This window comes from Massilia sp. 05N420 (genome assembly GCF_056397205.1).
In genome coordinates this window covers 79,520-98,219 of record NZ_JBFTMX010000014.1, presented here as the reverse complement: position 1 = coordinate 98,219, position 18,700 = coordinate 79,520, and the positions used below count along the sequence as shown (strand labels likewise).

16 protein-coding genes and 1 pseudogene are annotated in these 18,700 nt (G+C 68.3%); 3 read left to right on the top strand and 14 right to left on the bottom strand.

From position 1 onward, the window contains the following. Window positions 1-21: 21 nt before the first annotated feature. On the top strand, window positions 22-807 hold the full coding sequence (locus AC1DIX_RS10690) for a DUF427 domain-containing protein (protein WP_477324168.1): 786 nt from the start codon (window positions 22-24) through the stop codon (window positions 805-807). 63 nt (window positions 808-870) lie between these two features. Here the strand turns inward: AC1DIX_RS10690 and AC1DIX_RS10685 are convergent, their stop codons facing one another. From AC1DIX_RS10685 to AC1DIX_RS10670, 4 genes are all read right to left on the bottom strand, one after another. Then, window positions 871-1,893 (bottom strand): porin, encoded by a 1,023-nt coding sequence (locus AC1DIX_RS10685; protein ID WP_442121673.1) that lies wholly within the window; start codon window positions 1,891-1,893, stop codon window positions 871-873. A gap of 90 nt (window positions 1,894-1,983) precedes the next feature. Next, complete coding sequence (locus AC1DIX_RS10680) at window positions 1,984-3,156, bottom strand: PAS domain-containing sensor histidine kinase (protein ID WP_477324166.1); 1,173 nt, start codon at window positions 3,154-3,156, stop codon at window positions 1,984-1,986. A gap of 76 nt (window positions 3,157-3,232) precedes the next feature. Further along, entirely contained in the window at window positions 3,233-4,015 is a 783-nt protein-coding gene (locus AC1DIX_RS10675) for a LytR/AlgR family response regulator transcription factor (RefSeq protein ID WP_442121671.1), read from the bottom strand. Window positions 4,016-4,072: 57 nt separating this feature from the next. Further along, the gene (locus AC1DIX_RS10670; protein ID WP_477324164.1) at window positions 4,073-5,443 is read right to left on the bottom strand and encodes a sensor histidine kinase; all 1,371 of its coding nucleotides are present in this window, start codon (window positions 5,441-5,443) and stop codon (window positions 4,073-4,075) included. Window positions 5,444-5,598: 155 nt separating this feature from the next. Between AC1DIX_RS10670 and AC1DIX_RS10665 the strand changes: the two are divergent. Continuing rightward, window positions 5,599-5,706, top strand: a pseudogene (locus tag AC1DIX_RS10665) (exopolyphosphatase); the annotation flags it as partial. A 104-nt stretch (window positions 5,707-5,810) separates the two neighbouring features. On the opposite strand, the gene AC1DIX_RS10660 reads toward AC1DIX_RS10665, so the two are convergent. From AC1DIX_RS10660 to AC1DIX_RS10650, 3 genes are all read right to left on the bottom strand, one after another. After that, complete coding sequence (locus AC1DIX_RS10660; RefSeq protein ID WP_477324162.1) at window positions 5,811-8,204, bottom strand: sensor domain-containing protein; 2,394 nt, start codon at window positions 8,202-8,204, stop codon at window positions 5,811-5,813. A 66-nt stretch (window positions 8,205-8,270) separates the two neighbouring features. Beyond that, window positions 8,271-9,536: a nitronate monooxygenase gene (locus AC1DIX_RS10655; RefSeq protein WP_442121668.1), complete on the bottom strand. Its 1,266-nt coding sequence runs from the start codon at window positions 9,534-9,536 to the stop codon at window positions 8,271-8,273. 110 nt (window positions 9,537-9,646) lie between these two features. After that, window positions 9,647-10,132: a YajQ family cyclic di-GMP-binding protein gene (locus AC1DIX_RS10650; protein WP_442121667.1), complete on the bottom strand. Its 486-nt coding sequence runs from the start codon at window positions 10,130-10,132 to the stop codon at window positions 9,647-9,649. 108 nt (window positions 10,133-10,240) lie between these two features. Here AC1DIX_RS10650 and murB point away from each other — a divergent pair, with 108 nt between their 5' ends. Further along, window positions 10,241-11,263, top strand: coding sequence for a UDP-N-acetylmuramate dehydrogenase (gene murB, locus AC1DIX_RS10645; protein ID WP_477324160.1), 1,023 nt, complete (start codon window positions 10,241-10,243; stop codon window positions 11,261-11,263). A 5-nt stretch (window positions 11,264-11,268) separates the two neighbouring features. On the opposite strand, the gene AC1DIX_RS10640 is transcribed toward murB, so the two are convergent. The 7 genes from AC1DIX_RS10640 to AC1DIX_RS10610 form a co-directional block, all read right to left on the bottom strand. After that, complete coding sequence (locus tag AC1DIX_RS10640; RefSeq protein WP_477324158.1) at window positions 11,269-11,979, bottom strand: glutathione S-transferase family protein; 711 nt, start codon at window positions 11,977-11,979, stop codon at window positions 11,269-11,271. Between the two features lie 68 nt (window positions 11,980-12,047). Next, on the bottom strand, window positions 12,048-13,055 hold the full coding sequence (locus AC1DIX_RS10635) for a diguanylate cyclase (protein WP_477324156.1): 1,008 nt from the start codon (window positions 13,053-13,055) through the stop codon (window positions 12,048-12,050). A 35-nt stretch (window positions 13,056-13,090) separates the two neighbouring features. Beyond that, window positions 13,091-14,080: a chemotaxis-specific protein-glutamate methyltransferase CheB gene (cheB, locus tag AC1DIX_RS10630; protein WP_477324154.1), complete on the bottom strand. Its 990-nt coding sequence runs from the start codon at window positions 14,078-14,080 to the stop codon at window positions 13,091-13,093. Next, window positions 14,077-16,359, bottom strand: a complete 2,283-nt coding sequence (locus tag AC1DIX_RS10625) for a hybrid sensor histidine kinase/response regulator (RefSeq protein WP_477324152.1) — start codon at window positions 16,357-16,359, stop codon at window positions 14,077-14,079. Before AC1DIX_RS10625 ends, cheB begins: the two co-directional genes overlap by 4 nt. Next, entirely contained in the window at window positions 16,356-17,036 is a 681-nt protein-coding gene (locus AC1DIX_RS10620) for a chemotaxis protein CheW (RefSeq protein ID WP_477324150.1), read from the bottom strand. Before AC1DIX_RS10620 ends, AC1DIX_RS10625 begins: the two co-directional genes overlap by 4 nt. Beyond that, window positions 17,033-18,235, bottom strand: coding sequence for a CheR family methyltransferase (locus AC1DIX_RS10615; protein ID WP_477324148.1), 1,203 nt, complete (start codon window positions 18,233-18,235; stop codon window positions 17,033-17,035). Before AC1DIX_RS10615 ends, AC1DIX_RS10620 begins: the two co-directional genes overlap by 4 nt. Beyond that, window positions 18,232-18,699 carry a chemotaxis protein CheW gene (locus tag AC1DIX_RS10610; protein ID WP_477324146.1) on the bottom strand — a complete coding sequence of 156 codons (468 nt, stop codon included), beginning with the start codon at window positions 18,697-18,699 and terminating at the stop codon, window positions 18,232-18,234. The genes AC1DIX_RS10615 and AC1DIX_RS10610 overlap by 4 nt, the downstream gene beginning before the upstream one ends. Window position 18,700: the final 1 nt, after the last annotated feature.

Genomic DNA, 18,700 nt, shown 5'->3' with positions numbered 1-18,700 from the left:
TATCAACTGTGGAGAATCGGCATGGCGCTCACCATCGGTAGCGGCCCCTTCGGCAGGGAGCCTGCAGGGCGTTTCGACGTCACACCACCCGCAACGCCCCTGCTGTTCTGGGAACCATTTCCGAAGCGCTTGCGCATCCGGCAGGGTAAGGAGATCGTGGCGGACAGCCGCAGATGCCTGGCCCTGCACCAGACCGGCCGCGTGATGCAGCTGTGCCTGCCCCGTGCGGACGTGCGGACGGAACTTCTCTCCCAGGAGGGCGAATCGAAAGACGCAAGGCTCGGCGTGGTCCGCTCCTGGTCGATCCGCAGCGGCCAAGGCGACGTGAAAGCCGCCGCCAGGTCCTTCGAGGCGCCGCCCGGCGCCGCCGCGCCCTTGCGGGATCACCTGGTGTTCGACCTGGAAAAGGTGGACGCCTGGTATCTCGACGACGACCTCGGCTATGCCCACCCGCGCGACCCCTATCACCGCTTCGACGTGCAGCGCTCTTCGCAGCACGTCGTGGTGTCCGCCGGCGGCACCGTGCTCGCCGAATCCTCGGCGCCGGCGATCCTGTACGAGACCTCCATGGCGCCGCGCTTCTATCTTCCGCCCGATGCCCTGCGCGTGGCGCTGGTGAAAAGCGCGACCGTGTCGCAGTGCCCCTACAAGGGCGACGGCCAGCACTGGCATGCCGACGTCGACGGCAAGCACATCGCGGATATGGCCTGGAATCTCACCACGCCGATGGGCGATGCGCTCATGATTCCGCGCTGGTTCAGCTTTTATCCCGACAAGGTCGAGGTCAGCGTCGACGCGACATTCTGAAAGCGTAAAAAACGCGGCGCAGGGATCGCTCCCCGCGCCGCGTTCCTTGTCAGCCCTGGCGGCTTAGAAGCTGTGACGCAGACCCAGCGAGAACACGTCCGGATCCTTGCCCAGCGCGGTGGCGGCCGGGGCGATGGTGACCGACGACGAGCTCAGGCCGAACACGCCGCTGTTGTTGTTGTCCAGGCTGGCGTAGCTGGCGTACAGGTTGGTGCGCTTCGACAGCGAGTAGGTGTAGGCCAGGGCCCAGCTGTTGCCCTTGGCGGCGCCTTGCTTCTGCTGCTGGAAGTTGGCGTAGACGCGGTGCGCGCCGAAGGGCATCGAGCCGCCCAGGTTGTATTGCTTGTACTTGGCGGGGGCGCCTTCGCGGTCCGCTTCCATCCAGTTGGCCTTGACTTCGAAACCACCCAGCTGGTCGAACTTGTAGGCGGCGCCGATTGCCGATTCCTTGTCCTTGTCGATCGCCAGGCGGTTGATCTCGTGGTAAGCCGCGCCCACATACAGGCCGCCCAGGGTGTACTCGACGCCGACGCCTTTCAGGTCGCCCGACGGGGTGTTGGCGGTGGTCACTTCGCCGGCCGAGTAGGCGGCCAGGACTTTCAGGCCATTCCACGACGGCGATTTGTAGTTGACCGAGTTCGCCAGGCGGCGGGTCAGGCGGTTGGTGGTGAAGGCCGACAGGTTGCTGCCGTAGAAGCCCTGGCCGAAGGCGTCGGTGGCGGCGGCGATGGCGGCGATCGGCGAGTATTCGCGGCCCAGGGTCAGGCTGCCGAAGCCGCCTTCCAGACCGACCACGGCGCGGCGGCCGAACAGGGCGGAGTCGCCGGCGCCGGTGTCGATCGAGGTACCGGCTTCGAGGTTGAACATGGCCTTCAGACCATTGCCCAGGTCTTCAGTGCCGCGGAAGCCGAAGCGGCTGCTCGACTGGTTGCCCGAGTTGACCACGGTGGTGCGGCCTTCCGGGCCACCGGTGTCCTGCGACGAGATGGCGGCGTCGAGGACACCGTACAGGGTCACGTTGGTCTGGGCGGCTGCGAACAGCGGGGTGAGGGCTACCAGGGCGGCTGCCAGGCGTTTGACTTGCATTCAGTACTCTCCAGTTAGATGACGAAACAGGTGACGAAACGGGTCGCATCTTATCGAAGAGATATGTCGGTTTGATGACAGAATGAAAGATTATACGAGGTGATCGTGGACCGGCAGGACGATGTCGATCCGCGTGCCGGGCGGCTCGTCGGAGGTGATGCTGATGTCGCCGTTCATGGCCCAGACCCGCTCGCGCATGCCGATCAGGCCCAGCGATTCGGCCTTTTCCATGTCCTCGGGACGGATGCCGCGGCCATCGTCGTGGATGGTGACCAGCAGCTCGCTGTTCGAACGGAACAGGTTCATGGTGACGGCGCCGGCCTGGGCGTGGCGCGCGATATTCGTCAGCGCTTCCTGCACGATGCGGAAGATCGCCGTGCTGGCGGTATCGTCCAGGCGCAGCTCGGCTTCGTCGGCCAGCAGGGTGCAGGGGATGCAGTAGCGCTCGACGAAATCCTCGCACAGGCCCTTCAAGGCAAAGTAGAGGCCGCCTTCGTCGAGGGCGCGCGGGCGCAGGTTGGTGGCGATGCGGCGCAGCGAGGCGATCGCCGTCAGCAGGTTCTGTTCCATGCCGGCCATCAGGCGCAGGCTGTCGGCCGGGGTGCCGGCGGCCTGCTGCAGCAGGCTCAGGTCCATGCGCAGCGAGGCCAGGATCTGTCCGAGGTCGTCGTGCAGCTCGCGCGCGATGTGGGTGCGCTCTTCTTCCCGGATGGTCTGCAGGGCCGCCGACAGCTGGCGCAGCTGGTCGTGCGAGCGGGTCAGCTTTTCCTGGACCCGCTTGCGCTCCGAGACGTCGCGCATGACCACGGTGTAGAAGGGCGCGTCTTCGTTGGCGCGCGAGATCGAGCCCTCGATGGGGAAGCGCACGCCGTTGGCGCGCAGGCCGGTGGCGGCATAGTCGGTGGCGCGGCGGCCGGCGCGGCCGCTGCCGGCACGGAAGTACTCGAGCGGTTCGCCGGGGTCGGCGCTGGCCGATTCGACGTAGCGCGCCAGCGGGGTGCCGACCATGTTGCCGACGGTGGTGCCGAACAGGGTGGCGGCGGCCGGATTGGCCATGACGATGCGGTAACGGCCGTCGACGGAGACGATGGCATCGTTGGCGTCGCGGACGATCTGGCGGCCGGCCGGCACGGTATCGAGGTCTTCGTGAGACTGGAAGCCCAGCCGGTAGCCCGCCGCGAGCCCGGTCAGGAAGCAGCTCACGAAGCAGCCCAGGGAGCAGGTGAGGGCCCAGGCGGCCGAGCGAAGGCGCTGTCGTTTCATGGATGCCCGTAAAAAGCGGCCCGCAAATGCGGGCCCGGCATCTACCTTACGCGGCGGCGCTTGAGTACGGCTTGATTTACATCTGCTTGAACAGATGCAGGAAGCTGCGGCTGACCTCGAGCTTGTCGGGGCGGCCCTTGATCAGCACCAGGTGGCGGCCGCGGATGTCGCGGGTCACGCCTTCGATCGCGTTGACGTTCACCAGGGTCGCGCGGTGGATCTGCCAGAACAGGGACGGGTCCAGTTCATCGGCGAGGTCGCGCACGGGCTTGCGGATCAGGGCCTCGAACTTCTCGGTCTGCACGCAGGTGTATTTTTCGTCGGAGCGGAAGAACAGGATCTCCTCGACCGGAATCATGCGCAGGTCCTGGCCGATGCTGGCCTGGATCCATTGCAGGTATTTCGGCTTCGGCGCGGCGATCTTCTCGGCCAGCTGCGACAGCATGGCGGTGACGGTATCGCTGACGTTGGCACTGGCGGCGGCGCCGGTGCTGGCGGGCGCCGACAGGCGCTCCTTCAGGCGTTCGGCCGTGATCTTCAGGCGCTCCGGCTCGGGCGGTTTCAGCACGTAGTCGACGGCGCCGCGCTCGAAGGCCTCGACCGCGTACTGGTCGTAGGCGGTGACGAACACGATCTGGCTGGCGTCGCCGATGTCGCGAGCCGCTTCCATGCCCGACTTGCCGGGCATGCGGATGTCGAGGAAGGTCAGGTCCGGCTTGAGCGCGGACACGAGCTGAACGGCTTCGTCGCCGTTCTTGGCCTCGCCGACGATCTCCAGTTCCGGCCACACCTGGGACAGGCGGGTACGGAGGAGGTCGCGCATCAGTCTTTCGTCATCGGCAATGATTGCTGTAGGCATGGCAAAAAGAAGTAAAGGCAGAGTGACGATTATTCAACGAAATCGGGTAGCAGGCAATCATTTTGATGCCAGCTGGTAGGGCACCTCGATGGTGGCGATCACCCCGCTCGGGATGTTGGCGGCGATGTGCAGCTGGCCGGCCTCGCCGTGCAGCAGCTTGAGGCGCTCGCGGATGTTCGACAGACCCAGCCCGGTGCCCTTGCTCGGCACCACGCCGAAGCCGACGCCGTCGTCGGCCACCGTCACGCGCAGCTTGCTGTCGACGATTTCCGCCGTCACCGCCAGGTGGCCGCCCTCGGGCTTGCACTCCAGGCCGTGCTTGATCGCGTTCTCGACCATCGACTGCAGCATCATCGGCGGGAAGGCCGCGCTGCGCAGGCCCTCCGGCACCTGCAGGTCGACCGTCAGCCTTTCTTCCATGCGCATCTTGAGCAGGTCGAGGTAGGAGGTGACCATGTCGACCTCGCGGCCGAGGCTGGTGGTCAGGTTGGCGTCGCGCATCTGCGGGATCACGGCGCGCAGGTACTGGATCAGGGTGCGCTGCATGGCCGAGGCGCGCGGCGGATCGGTCTCGATCAGGTGCTCGACCGAGGCCAGGGTGTTGAACAGGAAGTGCGGCTCGACCTGGGCCTGCATGGCCGCCATCCGGGCTTCCGACAGCTGGCGCTGCATCGATTCGCGTTCGGCGACCGCGGTGGCGCTCTGCATTTCTGCCTCGGCGCGCTTCTTGCCGCCCATCAGGGCCTTGGTGCCGAACAGGGCCATCACCAGCAGCCAGACGAAGCTGGTGAACCAGGTCGAGGCCTGCTTGTGGTAGCTCCTGGCCTTGGCTTCGGCGGCGTCGTCGACGGCCGCCTCGATCGCGTTGGACAGCTCTTCGCCGATCTGCGGCGGCAGGTCGATATGGACTTCCTCGCCGTTCGCACCACGGATCAGCTTTGTGRTCGAGCGGCTGTCGCCCTTGCCTCGGCCGGCCGGCGACGGCGGCTGGGGCGGCGTCGGTGGGACGGCTTCGCCGGCCTTGTCCGCCGCAGCCGCAGCCTTGTCCGCCTCCGCGGCGGCCTTGCTGGCTTCTTCCGCATGCTTGAGGGCGTTTTCGGCAATCCTGTCGGCCTGCTCGGTGGCTTTGTCCGGCGTTTCCTCGTTGCCCTTGCGCTTGGTGCGAGGATTGATGTGGATGCCGCTGTCGTCGATCGTAATGGCGGGTTCGGCCTTGCGCGCGTTGCGCTCGGCGCGCACGTTTTCTTCCTCGCCGCCGGAGAACAGCTCGTCCTGCAGGATTTGTCCGGCAACCAGCATCAGCGCGGCGAACAGGAAGAATTTCCACCACGACAACTGCGTGACCCAGGTGGCGACCGAATCGAATGCGTGATACAGCCACGATAGGGTATTGGAGAAATACTGCTGGGTCGAACGCCGGGTCTGCATGGAGCTCTTCTTGATTAACGGTAATTGGCGAGTGTAACTGCTTTTGCCCCAGCATCAGTGTTGGGATGTTGCAAATTAATTCCTTGCCGCCGCCAATGCCAGCCCCGTGCGACAGCCTGCAGGAACAGGGGAGTGGACTGCAGATCGGGTGCAATTCGACCCTGAACCGCAGCTCGAAAACGAATATCGGCATGCGGATGCTGGAATACGGCGGAGGCGGGCACGAGAATGCGGAACTTGCCCAGGTGTCGAACGAGGAATCCAGGTTTGCCCGCGTTACGACAGCTCTTGCAGAACTTGGGTCCCCGCCTTCGCGGGGGGCGGGGGGCAATGCCCGGCACGACGAGCGGATGCTGCGTGAACGAGCTTACGCCGGCTGGTAACTTCGCAACATCTCCTGCGCCGCCTCCGCCCCCAGCGGCTCACTGAACAGCCGCCCCTGGAACTCGTCGCAGCCGTGCGACTTCAGGAATTCCGCCTGCGGCCGCGTCTCCACGGCCTCGCCCACGACTTCCATGTTCAGGTTGTGCCCGATGTCGATCAGGCTCTTCACCAGCGCGCCGGTGCCTTCGGCGATGCCGTGCACCGTGGTGCGCGAGAGCTTGACCTGGCTGGCTTCGAGCTGCTGCAGGTAGCCGAGGTCGCACAGGCCGGCGCCGAAGCCGTCCACCGACACGACCACGCCGAGCGCGCGCAGCTGGCGTGACAGCTCGCGCCCGAGGCCGGGATTGCGCAGCAGGCCGTCGATCGGCAGGTCGAGCTGCAGGCTGTCGGGCGGCAGGTCGTGGCGCGCGAGAAGGGCGCACAGGCACTCCACGAAGTCGCCCTGGCTGTACTCGCGGTAGGACACGTTGACGGTGACCGGCACCTTGCGCACGCCGGTCTGGCGCAGCTGGGCGGCGAAGGCGCAGGCCTGGTCCAGCACGCGCCGGCCGATCGGGACGATGACGCCGATCTCCTCGGCCTCGGTCAGGAAGCGTCCCGGCGGCAGCACGCCATGGTCCGGATGATTCCAGCGCAGCAGGGCCTCGAAGCCCATCACCTGGCCGGTGCGCAGCGAGACGCGCGGCTGGTAGAGCAGGAACAGCTCGTCCTTGTCGAGGGCGTGGTGCAGGCCTTCCTCGATCTTGCGCTTGGCRTCGTTGCTCGAGCGCATATCGGCGGAGTAGAAGTGCACGTCGTTGTGGCCGTTGCCCTTGCCGTGGTACATGGCGACGTCGGCCGCGCGCACCAGCTCGGTCGCGGTGGTGCCGTCGTGCGGATAGAGGGCCACGCCGACGCTGGCGCCGACCGGGATCTCGCGGCCGTTGAAGGACACCGGGATCGCGAAGCTCTGGCGCAGCCGTTCGACCATCCGCAGGGTGAAGCGCAGCGAGGGCTGGTTGGCCAGCACCAGCACGAATTCGTCGCCCGACATGCGCGCCACCGTGTCGCTGTCGCGCACCGAGGCCTGCAGGCGCCGCGCCACCACCTTCAGCACCACGTCGCCGGCTTCGTGGCCGAGGGTGTCGTTGATGGTCTTGAAGTTGTTCAGGTCGATCAGCACGGTCGCCACCAGCGACTTCTGGCGCTGTGCCACGTGCACCGCCTGGTCCAGCCGGTCCCACAGCAGGTTGCGGTTGGCCAGCCCGGTCAGCGGGTCGTGGTTGACCTCGTGCTCGAGGTGGGCGGTGCGCTGCATGGCCGCGGTGACGTCGTTGATGACGCCGATGAAATGGGTCACGGTGCCATGCTCGTCGTGGACCGGGGTGATGCTCAGGTCGTTCCAGAACAGCTCGCCGTTCTTGCGCAGGTTGCGCAGCACCACGTTGACCGGGCGGCAGGCCGCAATCGCCTCGCGCACTTCGGTCCGTTCGCCCGCATCCATGCCGGGCGCGGCCATGAAGCGCGGATCGCGCCCGAGCGATTCCTCCGCGCTATAGCCGCTGATGCGCTCGAAGGCCGGATTGACATACTCGATCGGGTTGTCGGGACCGTCGCTGCGGGCGATCACGATGCCGTTGCTGGCCGCGTGCAGCGCGCGTTCGCGCAGGCGCAGCCTTTCCTCGCGCTGGCGCCGCTCGCCGATGTCGATGYCGACCCCGAACACGTACTCGCCGCCGTTGCAGAGCACCCGCGTGCCGCACAGCAGCACCGGGATGTCCTTGCCGTTCTTGGCAACGTAGTCGACTTCGAGTTTCATCTCGGCGCCTTCGTCCAGCACGCGGCGCAGGGCGTCCGTGAGGAGGGGGCGCTGCGGCAGGTCGAGCAGGTCGGAAGCGCGCGCGGCCGCCAGTTCTTCCGGCGCCATGCCGCTCAGGCGTTCCAGGTTGTGGTTCCAGAGCACGAAACGGCCGTCGCGGTTGAGGGCATAGAAGGTGCCGGGAAACAGGTCGACCACGGCCGACAGCGGCGTGCGTGCGACGTGTTCTGACTCCGGCGCGTCGCGTTCGACCTCGGTGGTGACGGCGACCGCACAGCCGAGCGGCCGGCCGGCGGCGTCGATTTGCGGGGCCAGCGCCAGGGTGGCGGCGAAGATGCGGCTGTCGCTGCAGCGCAGGTCGGCATTCAGCTGGGCGCCTTCGGGACGCTGGGCCAGGGCGGCCCAGCCGGCGGTCCAGGCGTCACGCGCGCTGGCGACGAACAGGCTGGTGATGGGACGGCCGAGTACGCTCGCGGCCGGCATGCCGAACAGGGTCTCGCAACCCCGGTTCCAGGTGATGATGCTGCCCGCGTCGTCCGTCAGCAAGACGGCGTGGGCGGGCGGATCGGTATCGAACATGCGGCTCCCCATGCAAGGCCAACCGCCGTTGGACAGCCGTGCCGGGGAACCGTTCCGCCCAGAATATCAGGCGGCGGCTTCGGCACGCACCGGCAGGGCGACCTGGTTGTCGACGCTGAACTGGTAATCCTTGAACACGTGCTCGGCCGACAGGATCTGGTAGTGACCGTCGCCCAGCTTGTGGGTGGTGTCCTTCAGGCGGTAGGTGGTCGAGCCGCAAGTCCAGCAGTTGAAGTTGCGCATGTGGGTGCACAGGCAGGTCTTGTCGAACACGCGGATGTTCTTCGAGTCCGGATTCGCCTGCACCTCGCGGTTGTACGAGTTGATGTAGGCGCAGTTGCCGGTCGCGTCCAGCAGGTAGCCGTAGGACTCGCAACCCGGGCGGATGCCGGAGCCGATCGCCGGGGTCTGCTTCAGCATCCGCATCGGATAGCCGGTCGGCGAGACGCCGTTGACGATGATGTCTTCTTCGCTGGCGCGGAAGTATTCCTGCTTGACATCAATGGGCAGGCCGCATTCGTGGGTGACGGTGAAGCGGGTCGCCACCTGCACGCCGCCGGCGCCTTTTTCCAGGAAGCCCACGGCATCGCTGCCGGTGAAGATGCCGCCCGCGGCGATCAGCGGAATGTTCAACTGTTCGGCGCGCATGAAGGCATGGATCTCGTCCATGATGGTGTGCAGGTCGTACTGCTGCCAGTCGTCGATGCCGAAGCCGAGGTGGCCACCGGCCAGCGGGCCTTCGACGATCACGTAGTCCGGCAGGCGGTCGAGGCGCGAAACCTTACGCAGGAACAGTTGCAGCGCACGCACGGACGAGACGATGATGCCCAGCTTGGCGTCGCGGAAGCGCGGATGGTCCTTGATCAGTTCGAACGAACCGAGGTGCAGGCCGGCCGACATGGTGATGCCGTCGATGCCCGCGTCGAGCGCCGCCGAGAGGCGGGTGCGCAGGGTTTCCTTCGGCGCGTTCATGGTCAGCTTTTCCATGCAGTTCACGAAGATCAGGCCATCGCCTTTCTTCGCGTCCATGGTTGCGCCCACGTGCAGACGGGTTGCCTCGGCCAGGCGGTCCAGGTCGAACTGGACCACCGATTTGTCCATGTTGTTGATGTTGAACTTGTAGAGCTTGGTCTTTTCCTTGACGAAGCTCGTATCGAACTTGCGGTCCGAAACGTCCGGGACCATCGCGTCGGAAATATGGCCAATGCCGCCGAGGCGCGCTGCCTCCAGCGCCAGTTCGGAAGTCGAGATATCGACTCCCATTCCGCCGATCATGATGGGCACGTATTCCTTGTTGCCCAAACGCAGGCGGAAATCATCTACACGTTTCATTGCATTCCTTAACAACCATAGACTAATCGCCCGCCATTTTACCGCAGGAGATGGGCTTTACAGAGGGCCATTTAGCGCACGGTCGTGCGGTAACGGCCCGGTCTTCCGGGTCAGTCGCGGAAGTTGTTGAAGGCCAGCGGCAGGTCGGTCACATCCTTGCGCAGCATGGCGATCGCTTCCTGCAGGGTATCGCGATCCTTGCCGGTGATGCGCACGGATTCGCCCTGGATCGAGGCCTGGACCTTCATCTTGCTTTCCTTGATCAGCTTGGTGATCTTCTTGGCGTCCTCGGACTCGATGCCGTTGCGCACCTTCAGCACCTGCTTGACCTTGTCGCCGCCGATCTTTTCGATCTTGCCTTCGTCCAGGAATCGGACGTCGACCTTGCGCTTGGTCATCTTGTTCAGCAGGACGTCCTTGACCTGGGAGATCTGGAAGTCGGAATCGCCGAACAGGGTGATTTCCTTGTCTTTCTGCTCGACCTTGGCCGAGGTGCCCTTGAAGTCGAAGCGCGTCTCGATTTCCTTGCTCGAGTTTTCGACGGCGTTCTTGACTTCAACCATGTCTGCTTCGCAGACCACATCAAACGATGGCATTGTGTGTTCCTTTTTTTATTGGGTGACGAATGCCGATATTGTAACGGACCGTTGGCATCGGGGCGCCTGTTTCCCACTATAATCAGCGGGCCAACTCCGGACCCAGCCATGCAAGCATTGCCCATCGAACACGACATCTCCCTCCAGCACTTCAACACCTTCGGCATCGGTGCTCGCGCCAGGCGCTACCTGCGCGTGATCGACCCCTCCCAGCTGGCGGCGCTCGCCGCCGACCCCGAACTCGCCGCCTTGCCGCGCCTGGTCCTGGGCGGCGGCAGCAACCTGCTGATCACCCGCGCCGAAATCGAGCAACTGGTGCTGCACATGGCCCTGATGGGCAAGGAAATCGTCGGCGAAACGCCGGACGCCGTCCTGGTGCGCGCCCGCGCCGGCGAGAACTGGCATGGGTTCGTGCAATGGACCCTGGAGCAGGGACTGGGCGGCCTGGAGAACATGTCGCTGATCCCGGGCACGGTGGGCGCCTCGCCGATCCAGAACATCGGCGCCTATGGAGCCGAGGTCAAGGACGTTTTCCATTCGCTCACCGCCTTCGATTTTGCGACCGGCAGCACGCGCACGATGGATGCCGCGGCCTGCCGCTTCGCCTACCGCGACAGCGTGTTCAAGCACGAGGACGGCCGCAGCCTGGCGGTGCTGGACGTGACTTTCGCGCTGCCGAAAGCCTGGGCGCCGAACCTGCGCTATGCCGAACTGGCCCGCGAACTCGACGGCGTGACCGGCCCGAGCCCGCGCCAGGTGGCCGAGGCCGTGATCGCGATCCGCCGCCGCAAGCTGCCCGACCCGGCGGAGATCGGCAATGCCGGCAGCTTCTTCAAGAACCCGGTGGTGCCGGGCGAGCATTGCGCCCGCCTGCTGGAACAGTGGCCGAACCTGGTCCACCACCTGCAGGCCGACGGTACGGAAAAGCTGGCGGCCGGCTGGCTGATCGACCAATGCGGCTGGAAGGGCAGATCGCTGGGCCGCGCCGGCGTCTATCCGAAGCAGGCGCTGGTGCTGGTCAACAATGGCGGCGCCAGCGGCGAGGAAGTGCTGGCGCTGGCGCGGGCGATCCAGGCGGACGTGCAGGAGCGCTTCGGGGTGCTGCTGGAGCCGGAACCGGTGATGATCTGAGTTTGTCAGGCCGGGGGCGCCGCCGGTATCTTGAGTCCTTTGACCACCGCCGGGCGCCGCAGGAAGGCCTGCAGCACGCGGCCGACGTGGCGAAAGGTGCCGAAGCCGAGCAGCTCGCCGGCGCCATCGAGGGAATGCAAGGCGTTCACCCAGGGAAAACTCATGATGTCGGCGATCGTATAGTGCTCGCCCATGATCCAGTCGCGCCCGTCGAGCCGTTTGTCGAGCACGCCCAGCAGACGCTTCGCCTCATCCACGAAGCGGTCGCGCGGACGCTTGTCTTCCCAGTCCTTGCCGGCGAATTTCAGGAAGAAGCCCAGTTGCCCGAACATCGGCCCGATGCCGCCGTTCTGGAACATCACCCACTGGATGGTTTCGTAACGGCCGGCGGCGTCCAGCGGAATCAGCTGGCCGCTCTTGTCCGCGAGGTAGAGGAGGATGGCGCCCGACTCCCATAAAGGCAGCGGCCGGCCGCCGGGGCCGTTCGGGTCGATGATCGCCGGGATCTTGTTGTTCGGGTTCAGGGCCAGGTATTCGGGCGAGGTCTGTTCCTGTTTTTCGAAGGCCACCCGGTGCACCTCGTAGGGCAGGCCGGTTTCCTCGAGCATGATGGCGGCCTTGACGCCGTTCGGCGTCGGCATCGAATACAGCTGCAGCCGGTCCGGATGCTGCGCCGGCCACTTGCGCGTCACCGGAAAGCTGTTCAGGTCCTGCATGGCGTCGCTCCACGGATGGTCACCGGGCGATGGTAGCAAAGGGCCGGCCCAAGCGCCGCGCGCCTCGCTCAGCCGGCGGCCGCCACCTGGTTGCGCCCGGCCCGCTTGGCCTCGTACAGCGCGCCGTCGGCGGCGGCGATCAGTGCCTCGATGCTGCCGCCTTCGCTCGGCAAGGCGCTGGCCACCCCGATCGACATGGTGACCGTCCCGCAGGGCGCGGCCGGATGCGGCTGGGCCAGCTGTTCGAGGTGGCGGCGGCAGTCCTCGGCCAGCTTGAGGGCGCCGTCCAGGCCGGTTTCCGGCAGCAGGATCGCGAATTCCTCGCCGCCGTAGCGCGCCACCAGGTCGGCCGGACGCTTCAATTGCCCGGTCAGCACGGCGGCCGTCTTCTTCAGGCACAGGTCGCCGGCCGGATGGCCGAGGCTGTCGTTGTAGTGCTTGAAGTGGTCGACGTCGCACATCAGCAGCGCGAGCGGCGCCTGCCGGCGGCGCGCGCGCTGCCATTCGGTGTCGATCGCTTCGTCGAAGCGGCGGCGGTTGGCGATGCCGGTCAGGCCGTCCAGCGCGGCCAGCTTGCGCAGTTCGAAGTTGGCGTGCGTCAGCTCTTCCTGGCTGGCGCGCAGCGAGCGGTAGGCGGCGTCGCGCTGCAGCAGGCTGATGTAGCCGCGCGAGTGGTGACGGATGCGCGCCACCAGTTCCAGCTCATCGGGCAGCTTGACCAGGTAGTCGCTGGCGCCGACCGCGAAGCCATGCGCTTTCAGCCTGGCTTCTTCCTTGGCCGACAGCACCGCCACCGGCACCTCGCGCAGGGATGCGTCGGCGCGGTAGCCGGCAAGCAGCTGGAAGCCGTCGGCGCCCGGCATCACCAGGTCCTGCAGGATCACGGTCGGCCGCAGGGCCAGCGCGGCCGCGTGCGCGGCCTGGGCGTCGGTGACGTAATGGAAGGCGATGTCGGGATGGGCGGCGAGCATGCGCCGCACGGCTTCGACGATGATGAGCTGGTCGTCGACCAGCAGCACGCGTATCTGGTAGCTGGCGGGGTCTGGCTCGGTGTGGATGGGACTGACTGCGGACATCGGCTGAATTTGAATTGATGGAAATGCGTGCGTCATTACGCGCCGACAATTCTATCCGATAACCACTTTGAAATATTGTCTAACGGCAAAATTTTCTGGGCAGCGTTCATCTCGGCGGCGGCGCGCGGCATGCCGTACACCGCGCTGCTGGCTTCGTCCTGGGCGATGGTCGTGTGGCCGGCCGCGCGCATCGCGAACAGGCCGGCGGCGCCGTCGCGGCCCATGCCGGTCAGCAGGATCCCGGCCGCCGTGCGTCCCCAGTGCCGCGCCACCGAATGGAAGAAGATGTCGATCGAGGGGCGGTGGATCTCGTCGCGCGGCTCGGCGTCATAGCGCAGGCGATTGCCGGGTGCCAGGCGCAGGTGGTCGGCGGTGGTCGCCACCTGCACCATGCCGCCTTCGAGGTGGTCGCCGTCGGCGATCGCCGCGATCTTCGCGGGGCTTTGCTCGCCCAGCCATCGCACCAGCTGGGCGGCGAAGCTGCTGTCGATGTGCTGGACCACCACCGCCGCGGTGTCGGGCGGCGGCTGCCAGAGCGAGAACAGGCGCGCCAGCGCAGCCGGTCCGCCGGTCGAGGCGCCGATCGCCACCAGGCGCGCCACGTGCGGCACCCCGGCCGGCACCGGGGCGGGGCGGCCGGCGACCAGTTTGCCGATGGTGCGGATCTTGGCCAGCAGCTCCGCCTCGCCGCCCGGCTGGCCGAGCAGCACCGGGGTCGCGACCACGTCGAGGGCGCCGGCGCCGAGGGCGCGGAACACCTGGCCGACATTGTCCTGCGGCCGCGCGGTGACGACCAGGATCGCGCAGGGCGCATTCGCCATGATGCGGCGGGTCGCCTCGACGCCGTCGAGCAGCGGCATCTCGAGGTCCATCAGCACCAGGTCGGGCCGCAGGTCGGCGCACAGGCGCACGGCGTCGACGCCGGTGCGCGCGATCCAGGCCACCTGGTGCTCGCCGCTGGCGGCCAGTACCCGGCGCAGCGCCTCGGCCGCAATCGGCACGTCGTTGGCGATGCCGATCCTCATGACCCTTCTCCCGGCAAGGGCCCGCCGATCAAATCGCGAACGGCGTCGAGTAGGGTGGCGTCGTGGAAGGCGCCCTTGGCCAGGTAGTAATCGGCGCCGGCTTCGAGTCCGCGCGCGCGGTCTTCCGGGCGGTCCTTGTAGGACACGATCATCACCGGCAGCCGCTGCAGGCGAGGGTCCTGGCGGATCCGTTCGAGCAGCCTGATGCCGTCCATGCGTGGCATGTCGATGTCGGTGATCACGAGGTCGTAGGCGCCGGCGCGCACGCTGTTCCAGCCGTCGACGCCGTCGAGGGCGACGTCGACCCGGTAGCCGCGCGCCGCCAGCAGCTTGCGCTGCATCTCGCGCACGGTGAGCGAATCGTCGACCACCAGGATGCGGCGCGYGGCCTGGCGTCCATCCTGGCGCGCGCCGGCGCCGGCCGGCACCGGCTGCAGCGATTCGCCGGTCTCCAGCAGGCGCGCGATCGACAGCAGCATGTCGGGCACGTCGAGGATCAGCACCGGGGCGCCGTCGTCGAGCAGGGCGCAGGAGGCGACGTCGCGCAGCTTGCCGAACACCGGCTCGAGCGGCTGCACCGTCAGGCTCTGCTCGCCGCGCACTTCGTCCACCACCAGGCCGTAGCGCTCGCGCGCGCCGCCGATGACCACCACCGCCAGCTCGGCGCCGGGCGTGGCGTCGCCCAGCTCGAGCACGCGGCCGGCCGCCACCAGGCCCAGGTGGACGCCCTCGACCTCCAGGTACTGCCGGCCGGCCAGGGTCTGCACCGCGCCGGCCGGCACCCGCAGCACGCGTTCGGCGCGCGCGATCGGCAGCGCATAGGGCTCGCCCAGCACGTCCACCACCAGCGCGCGCACGATCGACTGGGTGACCGGCAGCACGATGGCGGTGCGGAAGCCGCGGCCAAGCGTGGACTCCACCCGCACCGTGCCGTTCTGCGCCTGCACCGCTTCGTGCACCACGTCCAGGCCGACTCCGCGGCCGGAGATCTCGTTGGCGTCCTCCTTCAGCGAAAAGCCGGGCAGGAACAGGAATTCCATCAGCTCCGGCGTCGACAGCGCCTGGGCGAATCCGGGAGCGGCCAGCCGGCGGGCGACGGCGGCGCGGCGGATCCGTTCGGGATCGACGCCGCGGCCGTCGTCGCTCACCTCGATCGACAGCATGCCGCCGCGGTGGCGCGCGTCAAGCCGGATGGTGCCGGTGGCGGGCTTGCCGGCGGCCGCGCGTTCGGCAGGCGGCTCCATGCCGTGGTCGACCGCATTGCGCAGCAGCTGGCCCAGCGGCGCTTCGAGGCGCACCAGCACGGCGCGGTCGACCAGGGTGTCGGCGCCGGTGACGTCCAGGCGCACGTCCTTGCCCAGGCTGCGCGCGAGGTCGCGCACCATGCGCGGCAGGCCGTGCAGGCCGTCGCCGAAGCGGCACATATGCAGTTCGAGCACTTCGTCGACCAGGCGGGTGGCGACGCCGGTCGCCTGCCGCTCGTAGTGCTCGGCATCGAGGATGCTGCGCTGCAGGCTGTCGCGCAGCGGACGGGCGCGCTCGTCGACCACGCGCGCGAGTTCCAGCAGGCACGGGTCGCCGCCGGCCACGATCGCTTCGCGCAGCTGTTCGAGGGCGGCGAACATGCCGTGCTGCTGGCGCTTGTGGTGCTGCAGGGCATCGATCCAGGGACGCAGCTGGCCGGCGTGCAGGCGCGCCTGGCCGGCCAGGGTCAGGAGTTCGTTGCCGGGGTCGAGGGGCGGCGCGGCGGCGGGCAATGGCGCCGGTGCCGGAGCGGAAGCGGTGGGAACTGCGGCGGGCACAGCGGCGGGTACCTGCGCGGCGACCGGCGCCAGCGGCATGAGCGCGGGTGCCTCCCGGGCGCCGGCCTGCAGTGCGTCGAGTGCGGCAAGTGCCGCCTCGACCCGGCCGCCATGCGGGCCGGCGTCGATCAGTTCGGCCTCGGACAGCGCCGCCAGATGGCGCATCAGGTCGACCGCCTCCAGCAGCACGTCGACGCCGGCCGCATCGAGGGCCAGCCGGCCCTGCTGGGCGGCGATGAACACGTCTTCCATCGCATGCGCCAGCTTCACCATCGGCTCCATGCCGACGATGGCGGCGGCACCCTTGGTCGAATGCGCGGCGCGCATCATCGCTTCCAGCGTGGCGGGGTCCTGGCCGCGCTCGCTGCGCAGCAGGCCGTCGGTGAGTACACGCGCCTGGGCCTGGGCCTCCATGCGGAACAGCTCGAGCATCGAAAAGCCGCTCAGGTCGTCGCCGAATCCCTGGTCGATGCTCATCGCAGCGTCCCCAATACTTCACGTTCCAGCATGGCGGCGTCCAGCAGGCCGGCCTCGATGGCGCCGTCGGCGATCACGCCGGCGACCAGCGCCGCCGGCAGGTGGCCGAGGGTGGCGGCCGGCGCGCGCAGGGCCGCGGATGCGTGGCGCAGGATGCCGTGCATCTCCGCGACCGGCACCGCGACGCGCTGGCCGCGCAAGCCCAGCACCAGCAGGCGCTCGAAACTGTGGCGGCCGGCCGGGGCCGGCACCCCGGCGGTGTCGATGTCGAGCAGGGCCGCCAGCGACACCGCCGGCAGTACCCGTCCGCCGACGTTGACCACGCCGAGCAGGGCGCCGCCGGAGCGGTGCGGCAGGCGGTGCACGGGCGCCGGCGGCGCCACCGTGGCGGTCACCGCCATCGGCACCGCCAGCCATTCGGCGCCGATGCGGAACACCATCGCGGCGGCATCGGTGGCGGCGGGCGCCGGTTCGGGCCGGGCCAGTTCGCGCGCCCAGGCCTCGCGGTAATCCGGTTCGACCGCGCGCTGGAGCTTGCGCTGGGCCGCCTCCGCGTAGACCGGGCAATTGCGGCAGTGGACGTGGCGCTCCAGCTCCGCGCAGCTGCGGTCGCCGGACACGCCGATGCGGCGCCAGCAGTCGGCGGACGACTCGCCGGGCATGGGCAGCTGCGTCATCGCCGTGCCCCCGGGTCGCGCCGGCGCGCATGCACGCGGGCGGCGCGCCGGCGCAGCAGTGCGGCGTCATCCGCATCGCCGCGCTGCTCGATCAGCAGGGCCAGGCTGCACAGCGCCTCGTAGTGCTCGGGCTGCAGGAAGAGGCAGCGGCGCCAGTGGCGTTCGGCCGCGCGCGGCTGGCCGGCGCATTCGCTGGTCAGGCCGAGCAGGAACCAGGCTTCGGCCAGCTCGGGCTGCAGGGCAAGGACTTCCTGGCAGGCCCGCTCCGCGTCCGGCAGGCGGCCGGCGTCGGCCAGGCGCCGGGCCTCGGCCAGCAGCGCCGCCAGGGAGGTCGCCGCCGGCGGGCTCACCGGCGCCGTGGTCTGCCGCGCCGGCGCAGGCGCAGGCGGCATCGGCGTGGCGGGACGCGGGCGCCGCCGTACCGTCGCCATGCTCTCCTTGTGCAGGGCATAGGGATGGCGCAGCGATTGCGGAGAAAATCCCCGGCGGCAGAAGGCCGGGGCCTCGGCAAAGCCGGACAGCAGCAGGCCGTCGTCGGCCAGCAGCGCCTCGATGACGGCGGCCGCGGCGGCGCGGCCGCCATCGTCGAAATAGATCAGCAGGTTACGGCAGAACACCAGGTCGTAGCGTGCGCCGCCGTCGGGCAGGGTGGCCGGGCGCAGCAGGTTGCCCTGGCTGAAACGGACGTAGCGGCGCAGCGCATCGTCGATCAGGTAGTCGTCGCCGTCCTGGCGGAACCAGCGGTCGCGGAAGGCCAGGTCGGCGCTGCGGAAGGCGTTGCGCGTGTAGCGGCCCAGGCGCGCGCGATCGAGCGATGCGCGCGACAGGTCGACCGCGTCGATCCGGCACTGCGCGGGCGCGATGCCGTTCGATGCCAGCGTCATCGCCATCGAATACGGCTCCTCGCCGCCGGCGCAGGGAATCGACAGCAGGCGCAGCTGCCGGCCCGGATGGCTCAGCAGGCGGCGGCGGACGAAGCGCAGCGCGGTGTCGAACACGTCCGGATCGCGGAACATCCAGGATTCGGGCACGATCACGTGGTCGACCAGGGCTTCGAATTCCGGCGTGCCGGGCAGCGGCGCATAGTCCTGGCGCGCGTCCAGGCCGAGGCGCAGCATGCGCTCGCGTACGGCGCGTTCGACGGCGTCCGGCGGCAGCACCAGGCCGGTGCTGTCCTTCAGCAGCTGGCCGAGATTCATGCGCAGGCCTCGCCGAACAGCAGGGCTTCGACCTCGGGCGCCAGCAGGCGCTCCGGATCGATCAGCTGCAGCATGCCGGCGACGCGACCGGATAGTTCGGTACCGCCGGCCGCAAGCCCGCCGAGCCAGGGGGCGGCCAGCACACCGCCGTCGCCCAGTTCGGCGCCGATGTCCGCCACCCCGGTCACGCGCTCGGCCTTCAGGCCCAGGCGCCGCAGCCGTCCGGCCGCCGCCACCTCGACCAGCAGGATGCGGGTGTCGTAGCGCACCGCATCGGGCGGCGTGCCGGCCAGGCGCGACAGGTCGATCACGGGGATGACTTCGCCGTGCAGGTCCAGCAGGCCCGGCACGTAGTGCGGCGCCCCCGGCAGCGCCTTCAGGCGCGCCACCGGCAGCACCCGCAGCACGGCGGTGAGGGGCAGGGCATAGCGTTCGCGCCCGATGTGAAACGCCAGCACCTTCATG

Bases quoted from the DNA above. Each gene is read 5' to 3' on its own strand.
- AC1DIX_RS10690 (WP_477324168.1), top strand. From the start codon at position 22: ATGGCGCTCACCATCGGTAGCGGCCCCTTCGGCAGGGAGCCTGCAGGG.
- AC1DIX_RS10685 (WP_442121673.1), bottom strand. From the start codon at position 1,893: ATGCAAGTCAAACGCCTGGCAGCCGCCCTGGTAGCCCTCACCCCGCTG.
- AC1DIX_RS10680 (WP_477324166.1), bottom strand. From the start codon at position 3,156: ATGAAACGACAGCGCCTTCGCTCGGCCGCCTGGGCCCTCACCTGCTCC.
- AC1DIX_RS10675 (WP_442121671.1), bottom strand. From the start codon at position 4,015: ATGCCTACAGCAATCATTGCCGATGACGAAAGACTGATGCGCGACCTC.
- AC1DIX_RS10655 (WP_442121668.1), bottom strand. From the start codon at position 9,536: ATGAAACGTGTAGATGATTTCCGCCTGCGTTTGGGCAACAAGGAATAC.
- AC1DIX_RS10650 (WP_442121667.1), bottom strand. From the start codon at position 10,132: ATGCCATCGTTTGATGTGGTCTGCGAAGCAGACATGGTTGAAGTCAAG.
- murB (WP_477324160.1), top strand. From the start codon at position 10,241: ATGCAAGCATTGCCCATCGAACACGACATCTCCCTCCAGCACTTCAAC.
- AC1DIX_RS10640 (WP_477324158.1), bottom strand. From the start codon at position 11,979: ATGCAGGACCTGAACAGCTTTCCGGTGACGCGCAAGTGGCCGGCGCAG.
- AC1DIX_RS10635 (WP_477324156.1), bottom strand. From the start codon at position 13,055: ATGTCCGCAGTCAGTCCCATCCACACCGAGCCAGACCCCGCCAGCTAC.
- cheB (WP_477324154.1), bottom strand. From the start codon at position 14,080: ATGAGGATCGGCATCGCCAACGACGTGCCGATTGCGGCCGAGGCGCTG.
- AC1DIX_RS10620 (WP_477324150.1), bottom strand. From the start codon at position 17,036: ATGACGCAGCTGCCCATGCCCGGCGAGTCGTCCGCCGACTGCTGGCGC.
- AC1DIX_RS10615 (WP_477324148.1), bottom strand. From the start codon at position 18,235: ATGAATCTCGGCCAGCTGCTGAAGGACAGCACCGGCCTGGTGCTGCCG.
- AC1DIX_RS10610 (WP_477324146.1), bottom strand. From the start codon at position 18,699: ATGAAGGTGCTGGCGTTTCACATCGGGCGCGAACGCTATGCCCTGCCC.